The sequence below is a fragment of the Pseudomonas luteola NBRC 103146 genome, assembly GCF_002091675.1.
GTDB lineage: Bacteria > Pseudomonadota > Gammaproteobacteria > Pseudomonadales > Pseudomonadaceae > Chryseomonas > Chryseomonas luteola.
Window position 1 is genome coordinate 113,138 of record NZ_BDAE01000010.1, and the last position, 14,463, is coordinate 127,600.

At 55.1% G+C, this 14,463-nt stretch carries 9 protein-coding genes and 1 pseudogene; 1 reads left to right on the forward strand and 9 read right to left on the reverse strand.

Translation table 11 applies throughout. The features are described 5' to 3' along the window. The first annotated feature begins 194 nt into the window (after positions 1 to 194). Positions 195 to 920 carry a polysaccharide lyase family 7 protein gene (locus tag PLU01S_RS13055; RefSeq protein ID WP_010798374.1) on the forward strand — a complete coding sequence of 242 codons (726 nt, stop codon included), beginning with the start codon at positions 195 to 197 and terminating at the stop codon, positions 918 to 920. A 15-nt stretch (positions 921 to 935) separates the two neighbouring features. On the opposite strand, the gene PLU01S_RS13060 is transcribed toward PLU01S_RS13055, so the two are convergent. The 9 genes and pseudogenes from PLU01S_RS13060 to treZ all read right to left on the reverse strand — a co-directional run bounded on the left by PLU01S_RS13060 (position 936) and on the right by treZ (position 14,359). Continuing rightward, positions 936 to 1,961: a lysylphosphatidylglycerol synthase transmembrane domain-containing protein gene (locus PLU01S_RS13060; protein WP_139208805.1), complete on the reverse strand. Its 1,026-nt coding sequence runs from the start codon at positions 1,959 to 1,961 to the stop codon at positions 936 to 938. Between the two features lie 32 nt (positions 1,962 to 1,993). Beyond that, complete coding sequence (gene clsB, locus PLU01S_RS13065; RefSeq protein ID WP_074826576.1) at positions 1,994 to 3,238, reverse strand: cardiolipin synthase ClsB; 1,245 nt, start codon at positions 3,236 to 3,238, stop codon at positions 1,994 to 1,996. Continuing rightward, the gene (locus PLU01S_RS13070) at positions 3,235 to 3,996 is read right to left on the reverse strand and encodes an endonuclease/exonuclease/phosphatase family protein (RefSeq protein ID WP_010798371.1); all 762 of its coding nucleotides are present in this window, start codon (positions 3,994 to 3,996) and stop codon (positions 3,235 to 3,237) included. The genes clsB and PLU01S_RS13070 overlap by 4 nt, the downstream gene beginning before the upstream one ends. Next, a complete protein-coding gene (gene glgX, locus PLU01S_RS13075; protein ID WP_074826573.1) occupies positions 3,993 to 6,191 on the reverse strand; it encodes a glycogen debranching protein GlgX in 2,199 nt (732 codons plus the stop codon). The genes PLU01S_RS13070 and glgX overlap by 4 nt, the downstream gene beginning before the upstream one ends. Positions 6,192 to 6,563: 372 nt before the next feature. Then, a pseudogene (locus PLU01S_RS13080) lies at positions 6,564 to 6,692 on the reverse strand (con-10 family general stress protein); the annotation flags it as partial. Positions 6,693 to 7,339: 647 nt separating this feature from the next. Next, complete coding sequence (locus PLU01S_RS13085; RefSeq protein WP_019365612.1) at positions 7,340 to 7,687, reverse strand: DUF2934 domain-containing protein; 348 nt, start codon at positions 7,685 to 7,687, stop codon at positions 7,340 to 7,342. After that, positions 7,687 to 10,491 (reverse strand): malto-oligosyltrehalose synthase, encoded by a 2,805-nt coding sequence (gene treY / locus PLU01S_RS13090; protein WP_074826570.1) that lies wholly within the window; start codon positions 10,489 to 10,491, stop codon positions 7,687 to 7,689. Before treY ends, PLU01S_RS13085 begins: the two co-directional genes overlap by 1 nt. Beyond that, positions 10,488 to 12,563 carry a 4-alpha-glucanotransferase gene (gene malQ, locus PLU01S_RS13095; RefSeq protein WP_074826567.1) on the reverse strand — a complete coding sequence of 692 codons (2,076 nt, stop codon included), beginning with the start codon at positions 12,561 to 12,563 and terminating at the stop codon, positions 10,488 to 10,490. Before malQ ends, treY begins: the two co-directional genes overlap by 4 nt. After that, positions 12,560 to 14,359, reverse strand: a complete 1,800-nt coding sequence (gene treZ, locus PLU01S_RS13100) for a malto-oligosyltrehalose trehalohydrolase (RefSeq protein ID WP_083397924.1) — start codon at positions 14,357 to 14,359, stop codon at positions 12,560 to 12,562. Before treZ ends, malQ begins: the two co-directional genes overlap by 4 nt. Positions 14,360 to 14,463 lie beyond the last annotated feature (104 nt).

Consider the following 14,463-nt stretch of genomic DNA (forward strand, 5'->3'; position numbering starts at 1 on the left):
GACAGCAAAAGAAAACGGCGCTTAACGCGCCGTTTTTCTTGCGTTTTTTGACTGGTGAAAGAGGCTGATATTTTACTGCTGTCGGGGTTGTTAAGCGGCTGTTTGCATCATTCACGTTTTATTGACACGCTATGGGTTCTACTAATGCAGTAGCACCGGGTCAGGGTCTTTATAGGTAATCAGGGAGGACTCACATGGTAGATCTGGCAGAGTGGAATCTGACAATTCCCGAGCCATCCAGTCCTGTCGTTATTGAGACCAACGTACTCAATCGCAACTACCGCAGTGATTACTTTTATCGTACTCCCGATGGTAGCGTGACCCTCTGGGCTCCCGTAACAGGACGTTATACGCCGGAACTCAACTATCCCAGTACTGAGCTTCGGGAAACGCGCCCGGATGGCAGTGAATACAATTGGAAATACGAAGACTCCGTCAGCCTGATGCAGGCTGACCTGCGCGTTAATCAAGTGCCTTCCAGTGGCAAGATGATTATCGGACAGATCCGTACGGTGGGAGATAGTCAGGGTACACCAGACTCAGCATTGATCAGCCTGCGTTATCGTCTGGACCCTACCATGGAGGGGAAAACGCCTGTCACTGGACAGGTTGAGGCCTTGATTCGTACCAAGCCGGACACCCTCAAGATTCCGCCACAAATTCTGCTACGCAATATTCCATTGGACGGTCCGTTCAGTTATGAATTGCGCTTGAGTCGGACCGGCGTGCTGAGCGTAAGGCTTTTTACACATGGGCGCGGAAACGGGGAGCTGTCTGTACAGTTGGATCAGCGCTGGGCAAGTTACCACCTTTACTTTAAGGCGGGCGCTTATGTGGAGGACAAGGAGGGACCTTCTACCGAAGGGGGTAAGGTGACCTTCAACCGATTGGTCACCATGCATCAACCCAACAACCGATAAGGACTCGGCAGCCCGTCAGGCTGCCGGACCTTTGGCCTGTGCCTGTGCCTGTGCCTGTGCCTGTTCGTCCTGTTTTTCCATCTTGGCCTCGTTTCGCGCCCGGATTTTCTTGGCACGGCTTTCCATGAAGAAATACACAACGATGGCAATCAGCAGCGGAGCGATGAAATAGATGGCTCGATAGGCAAGCAGTGCCGCGATGATGTACGACTGATCTAGCTCATGGCCCATGAAGGCTACGAATACTGCTTCCAACACTCCGATGCCCGCAGGAATATGCGTGATGACACCGGCAAAACTGCTGATCAGGAGAACGCCCAGCACAAACACATAATCCATCTTCTGTCCGAGCAGCACATAGATAATGGCACCCATTGCCATCCAGTTGATGGACGACACCACAAGCTGAATACAGGCCATACGCAGGGAAGGTAAATTAAGGTTTTGCCCTTTGATGGTCCATGAGCGACGCTTGGAAAACTGGCAGAACAGCAGGTAGACGGCAATAAAGGTGACGAGGCCGATGCCTATCATCCGTAGCGTCATATTGCCGATGTACCAGTGCGGCGGAATCTTCACCAGCCCTGCTGTAAAGATAATCCCTGCCAGCAGGATGTAGCCCAGCCAGTTAGTCGCCAGGCTTAGGCTGAAGATACGGGTAATGGTGCCGCTTTCCAGACCCAGGCGAGAATAAAGTCTGTACCGCAAGCCAATGCCGCCTACCCATGTGCTGAGCGTAAGAGTAAAGGCATAACAGATAAACGACACGATCATCACCTGCCGTTTGCCCAGCTTGTGCCTGCAGTAGGCTCGCCCGATCAGGTCATAAAAGCCATACATGATATAACTGACCACAACCAGGCCCACGGCCATGAGGATAGCGGTCCAGCCATACTGGCGAATGGAATGCCATACCTGCACCCAGTTCACCTGCCGGGCATACATCACGAGCAGAACAGTAACGGCAATGAAAAAAGCGTAGGTCAGAAGCCTCTTGGCGATAGGCCACACTTTACCTTTGGGAGAAGGTTTTGACTTCACGGAGGCATCCTGAGAGTGCCTTAGAGTGGCGGTCATGTATGAGTCCTCGCACGTTCCGGATCTGCTATATCGGATCGTTCAAGATGCGATTGAGCGGGCGGTTCGACCAACGCTATTTTAGGGGTGTGTGCCGGTAACCAGCCTACCCAGGCAGGGAAGTGCCGAAGGAAGTGAAACACCAGCATGGTTTTGGCCAGGTGCCAGATGGTCTTGCGCGGCACCTTGGTCATGTCCACATGCTGACAATGCTGAGCCATGAGTTGTTCGAGCCGACCACGCAAGACCTGATTAAAGGCTCGGTCATGGAAGATGAGATTGGATTCGAGGTTAAGAGAAAGACTTAAAGGGTCCAGGTTGCTGGAGCCTACCGTAGCCCAGTAATCGTCCATCAACGCCACCTTGCCATGCAGAGGGCGGCGGCAATATTCGTAGACTTCGACGCCCTCAGGTACAAGGTAGTTGTAAAGCATCCGTGCACCGACCTTCACGATCGGCATATCCGGTTCGCCCTGGACGATCAGTCTGACCTTCACGCCACGCCGAGCCGCGTCTCGCAGTTCACGCAACAGGCGGTAACCGGGAAAGAAATAGGCATTGGCAATGATGATTTCACGCTTGGCGCTTCGCATCATCTCGATATAGTGCTGCTCGATATCCGTACGATGCTCTTCGTTGTCTCGGTAGACGAACAGTGCCTGTGCATCACCGGGGAAGTCGTTGCGAGCAGGCTCATTGCGTCGTCGACCCCACCAGCGACTAGGCTCTTCGCTGTTGCCCAGTGCCTCAAGGCTAAAGCGATGAATATCGGCTACGATAGGGCCTTCGACTTCTACTGCGTAGTCCTGCTTGGCCGTAGGACCAAAATCACCCAGATGATCAGCAGAAAAATTGATGCCTCCAACAAAGGCGATCTCAGCATCAATGACAACGATCTTGCGATGAAGACGGCGGAAGAGGTTGGTCCTACGCCCCATGAAGAGGGGGCGCGGATCGTAGAAGCGGAAGCGAACACCGGCAAGCACGAGTTTATCAAGGAAGTCCTTGGTCAATTCCGCCGAACCGTAGCCATCCACCGTGACCTCAACGCGTACGCCACGCCGGGCTGCTTCTATCAGTACACGGTGTAGCTCATTGCCTACCTTGTCTTCAAACAGAATGAACGTTTCCAGCAGGATTTCCCGCTTGGCCCGGGAGATAGCTTCAAATACCCGAGGAAAGTATTCTTCGCCGTTCTCCAGAAGCTGGATTCGATTGCCGTCTCGCCATTGCGGACTCATACACACAACTCCACAGCCAGCGGGGCATGATCGGACAGGTGAGACCAAGGGCGGTTGGATAAGACTTCAGGGGTACGCACCGTGAGGTTGCGTGTGTAGATCCGGTCCAATCGCAACATAGGCATACGCGCTGGGAATGTCTTGGCGTGTTGCCCGTTGGCGTTCAGAAACGCTTCCTCAAGTCCTGCGCCCGCCTTGAGCACATCGCTGGCTCGTTGGCGCCAATCGTTGAAGTCACCTGCAACAACCAGCGGCGCATCTTCCGGCAGATTTTCAATGAGCTTGCACATCAGTTTCAGCTGTTGCAGACGGTGGTTCTCTCTGAGCCCCAAATGACAACAGATCGCGTGGATATCAAAGTCATGATCCGGAACGCGCAACACACAATGCAGTAAGCCGCGCTTTTCCGGGCCGGTAATGGACACGTCAAGGTTCTGGTACGTCACGATCGGAAACTTGGATAGTACGGCGTTGCCATGGTGGCCATCCGGGTAGACCGCATTTCGCCCGTAGGCGAAATCGGTCCACATGGAATCAGCCAGAAACTCATACTGCGGCGCCGCTGGCCAGTTCTCGAAGCGCAACGGGTGCTTCTCGTGCGTACCTAACACTTCTTGCAGAAACACGAGATCAGCCGATGTCGTGCGCACCGCATCACGCAGCTCCGGCAAGATGAACTTGCGGTTGAAGGACGTAAAGCCCTTGTGCGTGTTGATAGTGAGGATCTTGAACGAGAAACCCTTTGTTGCGTTCGTCATGCTTGACGCTTCCTCCGTTTGGTTTGCTTGGTCAATTCGAACAACAGAAATGACCGTCCTGTTACTTGATAGACATCGCCAAACGCAAAGGTGTCGCCGGTTTCCAACAAATCAGGCTGATTGGTATCAACCTGCAAAACCCAGTGCTCACCTTGAGGCACTTCGGGCAGTGTGAAATCCACCATATCGTAATGGGCATTTACGATCATCAGAAGCGACGTATCAGAGCCGGCACGGCGAATCCCCGTAGGTTGCGCACGACCGTCAAGCAGGATGCCCATGCAGCGATTGCTGCCGTCCTGCCACTGTTCCATGCCCATTTCTTCACCGCTGGGCATTAACCAGGTGACGTCCTTGATATCCAGCGCTTCGTTGTATACGCCAGTAAAGAAGCGGCTACGACGTAGTAACGGATACTTCATGCGAAGCTCGATGAGCCGGCGCGTGAAGTCCTGAAGCTCAGCACTGCGCTCCTTGATATCCCAGTTTATCCAGCCGATTTCGCTGTCCTGGCAATAGGCGTTGTTATTGCCGCCTTGCGTCCGCGCGAACTCATCACCCGCCAACAGCATCGGTGTGCCTTGGGAGAAGAACAGGGTTGCCAGGAAGTTACGCATCTGGCGGTAGCGCAGGTCGATGATTTCCGGATCGTCCGTTTCACCTTCTACGCCACAGTTCCAGGACAGGTTATTTGAATGGCCGTCGTTATTGCCCTCGCCATTGGCTTCGTTGTGCTTGTCGTTGTAGGACACTACATCGTTGAGGGTAAAGCCGTCGTGAGCAGTGACAAAGTTGACTGACGACGCCGGCTTGCGGCCACGCTGGTTGAATTGATCACCCGAGCCGAGAACGATCTTGGCAAAGTCGCCAAGTTTGTCGTCATCGCCTTTCCAGAAGGACCGTGCCGTATCGCGGAATTTATCGTTCCACTCCATCCAGCCGGGTGGGAAATTACCCACCTGATAGCCGCCTGGACCGCAGTCCCAGGGTTCGGCAACAAGCTTGAGCTGATTGAGTACCGGATCCTGACGGCAGGCATCGAGGAAACCGCCGCCTTCGTCGAAACCATGGGGTTCGCGGCCAAGAATGGTAGCAAGGTCAAAGCGGAAGCCATCCACACGCATCTCGGTTGCCCAATAGCGCAAGGAGTCAGTCACCATCTGCAATACGCAAGGGTGACTCATGTTGAGTGTATTACCCGTACCGGTATCGTTGATGTAATACCGGGGATTATCCGGCATCAGACGATAATAACTGGCATTATCGATCCCCTTGAGCGAGAGGGTCGGGCCCATCTCATTGCCTTCGGCTGTATGGTTGTAGACCACGTCGAGAATGACTTCAAGGCCGGCCTTGTGCATCCGCGCGACCATGATCTTGAACTCGCCGATGGATTGGCTGGCCATGTAGCGGGCATGAGGGGCAAAAAAGGCCAGGGTGTTATAACCCCAGAAATTACGCAGCCCTTTCTCAAGCAGATGGTTGTCATCCAGGAAGTAGTGGATGGGCATCAGCTCGACGGACGTCACACCTAGCGAACGGATGTAATCTACAACATCGCTTTCGTGGAACGCAGAGAATGTGCCGCGGGTGTTTTCCGGCACTGAAGGATGCTGCATGGTGAAACCACGGACATGGGTCTCGTAAAAGACAGTACGGTCCCACGGTACCTTGGGCTTCTCTGTAGTACCCCAGGTAAAGGCCGGATCGATCACGCGGCAGCGAGGCATATAAGGTGCACTGTCGCGTTCATCGAACGAAAGATCACCGTCAGGATGGCCAATGGTGTAACCAAACAACGCATCGTTCCACTCAAGCTCGCCTACGATCTGCTTGGCATAGGGATCAATCAGTAGCTTGTTGTGGTTGAAGCGATGGCCTGCCTCTGGCTCATAGGGGCCGTGTACGCGATAACCGTACAACGTCCCCGGACGTGCGTCAGGCAAGTAGCCGTGCCAGATCTCATTGGTGTACTCGGGCAGCTCGATGCGCTCGATCTCTTCAAGGGTATCCTGGTCAAACAGGCAAAGCTCAACCTTGGTAGCATGAGCCGAAAACAGGGCAAAGTTGACGCCGGAGCCGTCCCAGGTGGCTCCCAGGGGATAGGGCAGTCCTTCGCGAATGCGGGATGTCGTGCGGTTGACGAAAGCGTTTTGGGTCTTCTCAGAACTATCGCTAGGCTTGTTAGCGCTCATAGTAATCGACTCAGGTCTATGTCTTAGAGCTCAACCAGGTGCTGCCTGTATTGAGGTAACGGTACCGGCTCTATCTGGAGCGAGGTACTTTCAACCATCCGGTAACGTGATGTTTCCGGACCTTCTTGTACGTCATAGGTATAGAGGCTTCCGGATGCTGGCAGTTCCGAAAGGACGTGTGTCATGCCGGTTAGAGCGAAGCAGCGCAAGTTTCAATAAATAAATAGTTATTTTTATAAGGTTTCGTGTATAAGATTTGTAGAGTTATAAATTTCAGATTTAATTAAAAAGGCGGAAAAGAATGTTCATTCTTTTCCGCCTTTTTAATGGTGATCAATACAACTTAGTAACGAGTCGGAAGATCAACACCTTTTATTTGGAACCGCCCTTGCGGCCGGCTTCAGCTGCACGCTCACGGTCGTTGGCAAAGTTGCCTCCGCTATTACGGCCACCTTTACGTCCGGCTTCGGCCGCTCTTTCACGATCATTGGCAAAATTACCAGGATTGTTGTTCTTGGCAGTCATGAATTTACCCTCACGTTGGTTTCTGGAAATAGCAGTTATTACCGCTATTAACTGCTAACCCTTCACTGTATGGGATAGCCTCATGAGGCTACGGTTCACCCGCTAGAGCCCACGGCTGACGAGTGGTCCAGGCCTTTTTTGGATGCTCCTCCCTTGCTTAAATGGTAGGTTGAGAGCATTACCTGCAAATAGATGGCGCATGGTAAGACCTATTCATTTAAGCCTTAACTGATTAATTAAAATCCGCCGTGTGTGGATTGGCATTTAGTTGGCAGCAATTAGGCTCGGAAGTTAACCAGCCGTCTAGATCGCGTGGTTCAAACTCAATGCAGCTAGGCATCTTGGCAGGATTGTCACTTACGATCGGGTCAGGTTGAGGAACTTCAGGACGGTGTGCCATGGCATCAATTCTCATAGGATTAAATTTATACCCGAACACCTTGAATCGAGTGCTGGAATTGATACGCAGAGGGAAGGCTAGTTCCAGCCTTTTATCGGCCGTTGATAGTATCCGGATAAAAGGTATATGGCCTTTTGATATATAAGCAGAGCCACATATCAAAGAGAAAAAGTGTTTACCCCTTCTGCTAGTAGCAGAAGGGGTAGAGACATTAAGGCAGGACTTACTCTTTAGGTACGGCCTTGGCACGCGGAGCACGGGGCTTCTTGGGCGCTGCAGCGGCAGCTGTGGTTTTTTCGACCGGAGGCTTTTCAGTCTTGGGCTTGACGGCTTCCTTGACCTTTTCGACCGCTTTTTCGGCCAGCGATGCAGCCTTGGGCTTGGTTGCACGAGGCTTCTTGGGCTTGGCTACAGGCGCTGCTGCAGCTTCAGGCGCTACACCTTGCTGCTGCTCGGCTTCATAGAGCTTGGTAGCCATTTCCCAATGGCGATGCTCTTGATGAGCAGGGCGACCTTCGGACTCCCAAATCTGGTAGGCGAGCTGCTGAATGCGTTCGGTGCGTTGACTCATTATAATGTCTCTCCTTGTGACAGGTCTTGTGTAATCAATAAACCAAGAGGAAAGCTCGCAAGAAGCTCGCTTAATGAAAGTTCACTCTGTTTCACATGGACAGATGAATGGCTGAAAGTTTCCGTAAAAATTTGATCGATGAACTGTTTTGGCACTTTTACAGAGGTGTCCTGCCATGCTGATGCCTCAAAAGAGGGAATAGGGTTCTCCCCAATGAAGCGCCAAACGCGCAGCGGTACAATAATGATAGCGGCCTTGCCCTGATACTCACGGGCGAATGCCAGTACGTGGCTCGCCTGTGCTCCCGAGACTTCCAGCGGTATGTACTGGCCCTTGAGAAACACATCCGCATGGGAGGTACGAGCCGCCAGGGTTCTTGCAATCACACTCTGCTTAACGCGGCCATCCTTCCAGCTGGAAAGCAGCTCTGCCGGGGCCTTGGCCTCTTTCAGCGCAGCGATGCGAGGCGGGTAGTCCACCGGGCGGCGGTTGTCAGGCTCGACCAGACTCAGATCCCAGAAGTCACATCCCTGATAGAGGTCCGGTACACCGGGTGCGGTCATTCTAAGCACCGCCTGAGTCATGCCGTTCAGCGCACCTGCAGGAGCGATACGGGCTACCGTCTCGACAATTTCCTTACGAAGTGCCGCGCCTTTTTCACCGGTGATCAATTGTTCCAGGAAATTACGGCACGCTGCTTCGTACTCGGTATTAGGCGTCCACCAGTCTGACTCAAGCTTCTCTTCACGTAAGGCTTTTTCCTGCCAGGGCAGGAGACGGTCCAGATACGCCTGAAGCCCCTGCTTGTCATCGGCTGCCAGATCAAGCGGCCAGCTGGCCAGCAGGGTTTGGTAGAGCATCAGCTCATCACCCGGGGTAGGGGCAGGCTTGTCAGCAAAGGTTCCCCGCAGCGGTGAACCCATCTCCAACCAGCGGGTTGCAGCCTGGGTATAGAGGTCAGCCATTTCGGAGATGACCGCGAGGCGTGCGCGTGTGTCTTCGCCGCGTTTGTGGTCATGGGTCGCGGTAGTCAGCATGTTGCGTGGGAACTGCTCGGACCGCAGTTTGCTGCTTGCATGGAACTCTTCTGTGCTCTGGCTGAAGTTCTGTGGGTCGAATCCCACATCGTTGCGCGAGAGCAGGGCGCCTGAGCGGTAACAGGAGGTGTCTTCCACGGCCTTGGCTGCAACGGGTGAGGTCAGCTGCTGGAACTTGGTAATAGCGCGACGCTGCTCGCGACGTGCCACGCTACCCACCGGCTGACGGCAGGGAGCCTTGCCACCCAACCATTCATGCAGCAGTTCCAGTACTGGTAGCTCGGCTTCCGAAAGATTGGGGCGCGCACCGTCTACGGCCTTCTGGAAGAACTTTTCATCCTCACCGGTAAAGCCGGCTGCGCTGGCGTAGGTGCGGTAAACCGGGAAGTAGGTAATCAGCTCAAGCAAAACACGGCGAATGGAGCCCAAGCTGATATCACGGGTACGCCAATTCTGCTGAGCCACTACATGCAAGGTATGCGCAGTGGATTCGAATTCACTGGCCAGTGCAGTAGTCACCACGAGTCGGCGCGCCTCACGAACTTCTTCCATAAAGTTAGCTGGGCGTCCGGTCTTTTCAGCCCAGAATTCGTTCAGAGGTTTTTCGCCGGCCGGATCATGCATAACCCCCGACACTTCGTTCATGAACTCATAGCCGGTGGTGCCATCGATACCCCAGTCGCCACGCAGGTGCTCGCCCTCGGCAAGGATCTTCTCCACATAGATGGGGAAGCCGCCTTCAGGCATGCCGTTGGGACGGCTCTGGCAGATCGTATCGATCTGTCGACGCAGCTTGCGGCAATAGCCACGGGGATTGGCCAGACCGTCGATATGGTCCAGGCGCAGACCATCGATCAAGCCTTCGCCGATCAGTCGGAAAATCATGGCATGCAGCGCGTCGAAGACCTCGGGGCGCTCCATGCGCAGGCCACCCAATTCGGTGATATCGAAGAAGCGGCGCCAGTTGATATCGTCGGAAGCGGTACGCCAGCTTGCCAGACGGTAATGTTGACGCTCCAGCAGCGCATGCAGACGCTCGTGATTGGCCGCATCGCTTGCATCGAAAGCTGCCAAGCATTGGTCCAGCGCTGCCTTGACTGCAGGGTTCTGGCGAGCACTTTCTGCCAACTGGGTAACGGCCTCGTTGGCACCTTCGCGGTCACCCTCGCGGGCCTCGAATGCATCGGCAAACAGGCGCAGCTCGGAGGCGTCGCTTGCACGTAGAATATCGGCGTAGGTAGGGGGTGAAATGGGGAAATGGTGCGCGTAGTACTCGACCCGGAAACCGTCTTTCTCATCAAATACCAGCTTCAACTCACCGGCCTGCAGGATGTCACCATAAGCGCCACCCAGGAAAGGCAGCAGTAGCTGACCATGCAATTCAGGGTCGGGGCTGTACCAATTGATGTCGTAGAATTTAGCGTATGGGCTATGGCGTCCCCATTTGAGCACATCCAGCCACCACGCATTCTCCGATCCGCCCACGCTCATGTGGTTGGGTACAAAGTCGACGATCAGTCCCATGCCACGCTCGCGCAGACGGGCAACCAAACGGCGCAGGGCCTCTTCACCGCCCAATTCAGGATTGACACGGGTAGGGTCCACAACGTCATAGCCGTGAACCGAGCCGGCTCTGGCCGTGGTGATGGGGGAGGCATAGATATGACTGATGCCCAGGTCAGCAAAATAATCGACCAGGGGAATGGCATCGTCTAGGGTAAAGTCCTTGTGAAACTGCAGGCGAACAGTCGCGCGCACTGGGCTCATGATGAGTGGCTCTCCGCTTCTTGACGGGCTGCCGCCAGTAACTGCAGGCGACGCTTGGGGGTTTCGTTATTGAGTAGGGTGCTGGCCTGATCCGGCCAGCGACGGCGCCAATTAGGGTGGCTATCGATGGTGCCGGGCAGGTTGGCTTGTTCTTCCAGGCCCAAGGCATCTTCAACCGGCAGGATAACCAGCGGTGCCGGTGTTTTACCGATATGGCTTATGCAGGCATCCACAGCCGCTTTGGCGCTATCAGGGCCGGTGTCTTTCAGGCCCAATGTCTTGGCCAGGCGCTGGCGATCCTCTTCACGCTTCTGCTTTTCTTTTTCTTCGGTGGTGTCTTCCGCCAACTGTTCCAGCCGGGCCTGCCATTCGACATCACGCGCTATCCACCAGCCAGTCATAGTAGGAAGATCGTGCGTCGTGGTCATGGCGATGGAGGTATTGTTCCAATCCTCGATCTCTTTGAAGTTCTGGTCTTCGTCGCGCTCAAACATCAGCACTTGCATGCCCATGATGGACTTTTCCATCAGACGCTCACGAAACCCTTCCGGTACGGTGCCCAGGTCTTCACCCATGACAATACATTCGTTACGCCAGGACTCGATCGCCACCAGACGAAGCATGTCTTGAATGGGATAAGACAGGTAGGCGCCATCGGCTGGCGAGGCACCTTCAGGCACCAGCCACAGTCGTTGCAGACCCATCACATGGTCGATACGTACACCGCCTGCATGGGCAAAATTTGCCTTGAGCATTTCAAGGAATGCCCGAAAGCCGTGGCGCTGCAAACCAGACGGCGAGAATGCAGAGATGCCCCAGCCCTGGCCGCGCTGGTTGAGCAGGTCGGGTGGTGCTCCAACGCTGACAGACGAAAGCAGCTCTTCTTGGCGGCTCCAGGCCTGACTGCCGCCGCCATCGGCGCCTACGGCAATATCAGCAACAAGGCCGATTTTCATACCTGACGCTTGGGCAGCCTTTTGCGCGCTTTCCAGGCCGCGGGCGGCCAGCCACTGCGTGAACGCATAGAACTCCACGTCTTGTGCATGGGTTTCAGCAAACGTGGCGACGGCAGGATTTTGAGGGTCCTGATATTCCTTTGGCCAGTGCTGCCAGCTGGGCGCCGCGGTACCATGGGCAAAGGATGCATGTAGCGCTTCGAACCGACAGTGGTTTTCCAGCGCTTCGCCGCCCTGTTGGCGGAAGGCCTTGAAGTCGTCCTGCAACTCACCGCTTTTCACACGGAAGTCCATGAATAGCGCTCTAAGTACACGAAGACGAGTCTTGGCCACGGCAGGCCAGTCGACCATTTCTAGCCCTTCCAGGCGGGACCATTCCTGCGCCAGCCCGGTTTTGTCCAACGCATGTTTGAGCGCTTCCTCGCCTAGAATCGCGGCGGGTGAAGCATTCAGAATATTGAGAAACATCCGGCTGGAGGGCGAATAGGGGCTGTAACGATTGCCGTCAGCACTGAACATGGCATGCAGCGGGCTGATAGCAACCGCATCGGCGCCTAGCTCTGCCGCCGAGCGGACAAACTCTTCGAGCGCTTTCAGATCACCCAGGCCACCATCCCCCGGACGACGCAGGCTATACACCTGCACGGCCAAGCCCCAGGTTCGCGGTTCGGGTTTACCCAGGGCATCGGCAATGCTGTAGCAGCGCTCGGGTGCAATCGCCAGGGTGACCTGCTGTTCGCCTATTTTCAGGGTGTGATAGCCCATGGTGTCGATAGGGGCGAGTTGGCCGTTACCGTCTACCTTGCCGGTCACGCTATTACCGGATTCAAGGGTAAGCGCATAGGTCTGTCCAGCCTTGAACTGACCTGTGCGGCCGACAGGCTTGTTGCAGTCCCCAGTAATGAGGGGAGGAAGGTTTTCGCTATCTTCCAACTCATCCAGTTTCGCCAGGCTAGCCTTGATGTCCGCCTCCGAATCTGCCGGAAGACCAAGCGCTGCCAACAGACTAAGCAAGGCCTCATCCGATACCTGTTGAGGCGTGCCGTCATAGGCATCCCAGTGAATGGAGATGCCGGCTTTTTCTGCCAGTGCGTGCAGTTGGTCAGAATCGTTCATTGAGCATCCTCCAGCCAGGCGAGGGCGGTATGCCCAGCCAGTTGGCCTTGTTCGCGCGTGGAAAGACCGTTATCCATGCTGGCGAAGAGCAGTCGACCCGGTTGCTTGGCATCGACAGAAACGGCTTGCTCGCTCAGGTTGATTTCCAACGTAAGGCGGGCACCATCACCCAGCGTCCAGCAGGCGGTGACCGCCTTTTCGCCTAACGCTTTAGCCTCTGCCGGACGAGCACCAGGCAGACGCGGAATAATCTCCTGATGGCGAATCTCGAGAAGCTTTTTGTATAGACCGACCCACAAGGCATGATCTGGCTGGTCCGCTTCTCCAAAATTGGGCTTCGAATCTTCAAAGGTGGTAACCGCATTAGGGTCCGGGATGTTCTCCCGGTTTTCCTCATGGGTGAAAAATTCGAAATCCTTGAACTCGTTGCGGCGACCGTCTCTTACCAGCTTGGCTAACTCTTCGTTATGACTGGTAAAGAACAGGAAGGGCTGCCGGCTACCCCATTCCTCACCAATGAAGAGCAGTGGAATCATGGGGCTGAGCAGCAAGAGAGTCGTAGCGGCTTTTAGAGCATTCTCTGGGGCGAGAAGTGTCAGGCGCTCACCAAGGGCACGGTTGCCAATCTGGTCGTGGTTCTGCAGGAAGATGACAAAGGCCGTTGGTTGCAGATGGCTGCTCGGCTCCCCGCGCCCCTTGCCGTGGCGAGTGTCTTCGCCCTGGTAGATAAAGCCCTCGCTCAGGCAACGAACCAGCTTGGCAGTGGCGTCTTGGGTAAAGTCCTGGTAGTACCCTTCGTTCTCACCGGTAATCATGGGATGAATCACATTGTGCCAGTCATCCGCCCACTGCCCATCGTAATGTACGCCGCCCAGGAGGGAGGCGGTGTTGTCCTCGTTTTCCAGAACGAGATGCACATGGCGACCCGGCTCGACCGTTGAGCGAATCTCGTCTGCCATTTCCATGAGGAAACCCTTGTCACCAATGGCATGGACCGCATCGAAGCGCAGACCGTCGAAGCGGTATTCCATCAGCCACATCAAGGCATTGTCCTTGAAGTAGCTGCGTACGGCCTGTTGACGGAAATCAATGGCTGCACCCCAGGGCGTGTGGATGTCTTCACGGAAGAATTTTTCGGCATAGGCGTGCAGGTAGTTGCCGTCCGGGCCGAAGTGGTTGTAGACCACATCAAGGAACACCATAAGACCATGCTCATGGGCCGTATCGATCATGGCCTTGAGATCTTCAGGCGTGCCGTAGGAGGATTCCACGGCGTAGGGCAGCACACCGTCATAACCCCAGTTGCGACCGCCAGGGAATTCGCTCAGCGGCATCAGCTCGATGGCCGTGACTCCGAGTGCAGCCAGCTTGGGCAGAATATCTGCAACGCCTTTGAATCCACCCAGCGTACCGACGTGGACCTCGTAGATAACACTCTCGTGCCAGGGGCGGCCGCTCCATTGGGTATTACGCCATTCATAGGTATGCGGATCAATGACAATGCTGGCTTCATGTACGTCACCCGCCTGGGCCCGGGACGCAGGATCGGGAACCAGAAGGTCACCGATACGATAGCGGTAGCGTGTGCCGACACCACAGGCGGCTTCAGCGCTAAACCAACCCCCATCGAGGGCTTGCATGGGAACAATCATGCCGCCATCGAGAACTACGTCGACAGCCGTGGCGCTGGGGGCCCAGAAACAGAATTGGGTACGATTGTCGGAGAGAAGAGTGGCGCCAGCCGTGCATTGCCAGGCGTAGCGGTTATTTTTGGACGGGCGTGACAAGTCCTTCATGCGTTCTGTCTCCCAGTGGAGGGCAGGGTAAGGCACGTGGGTGCAGGTTCGGTTTGTGGTGCGCGCTCCCGCCATGAAGGCGGGAGTGTTCTTTCTATGACCAG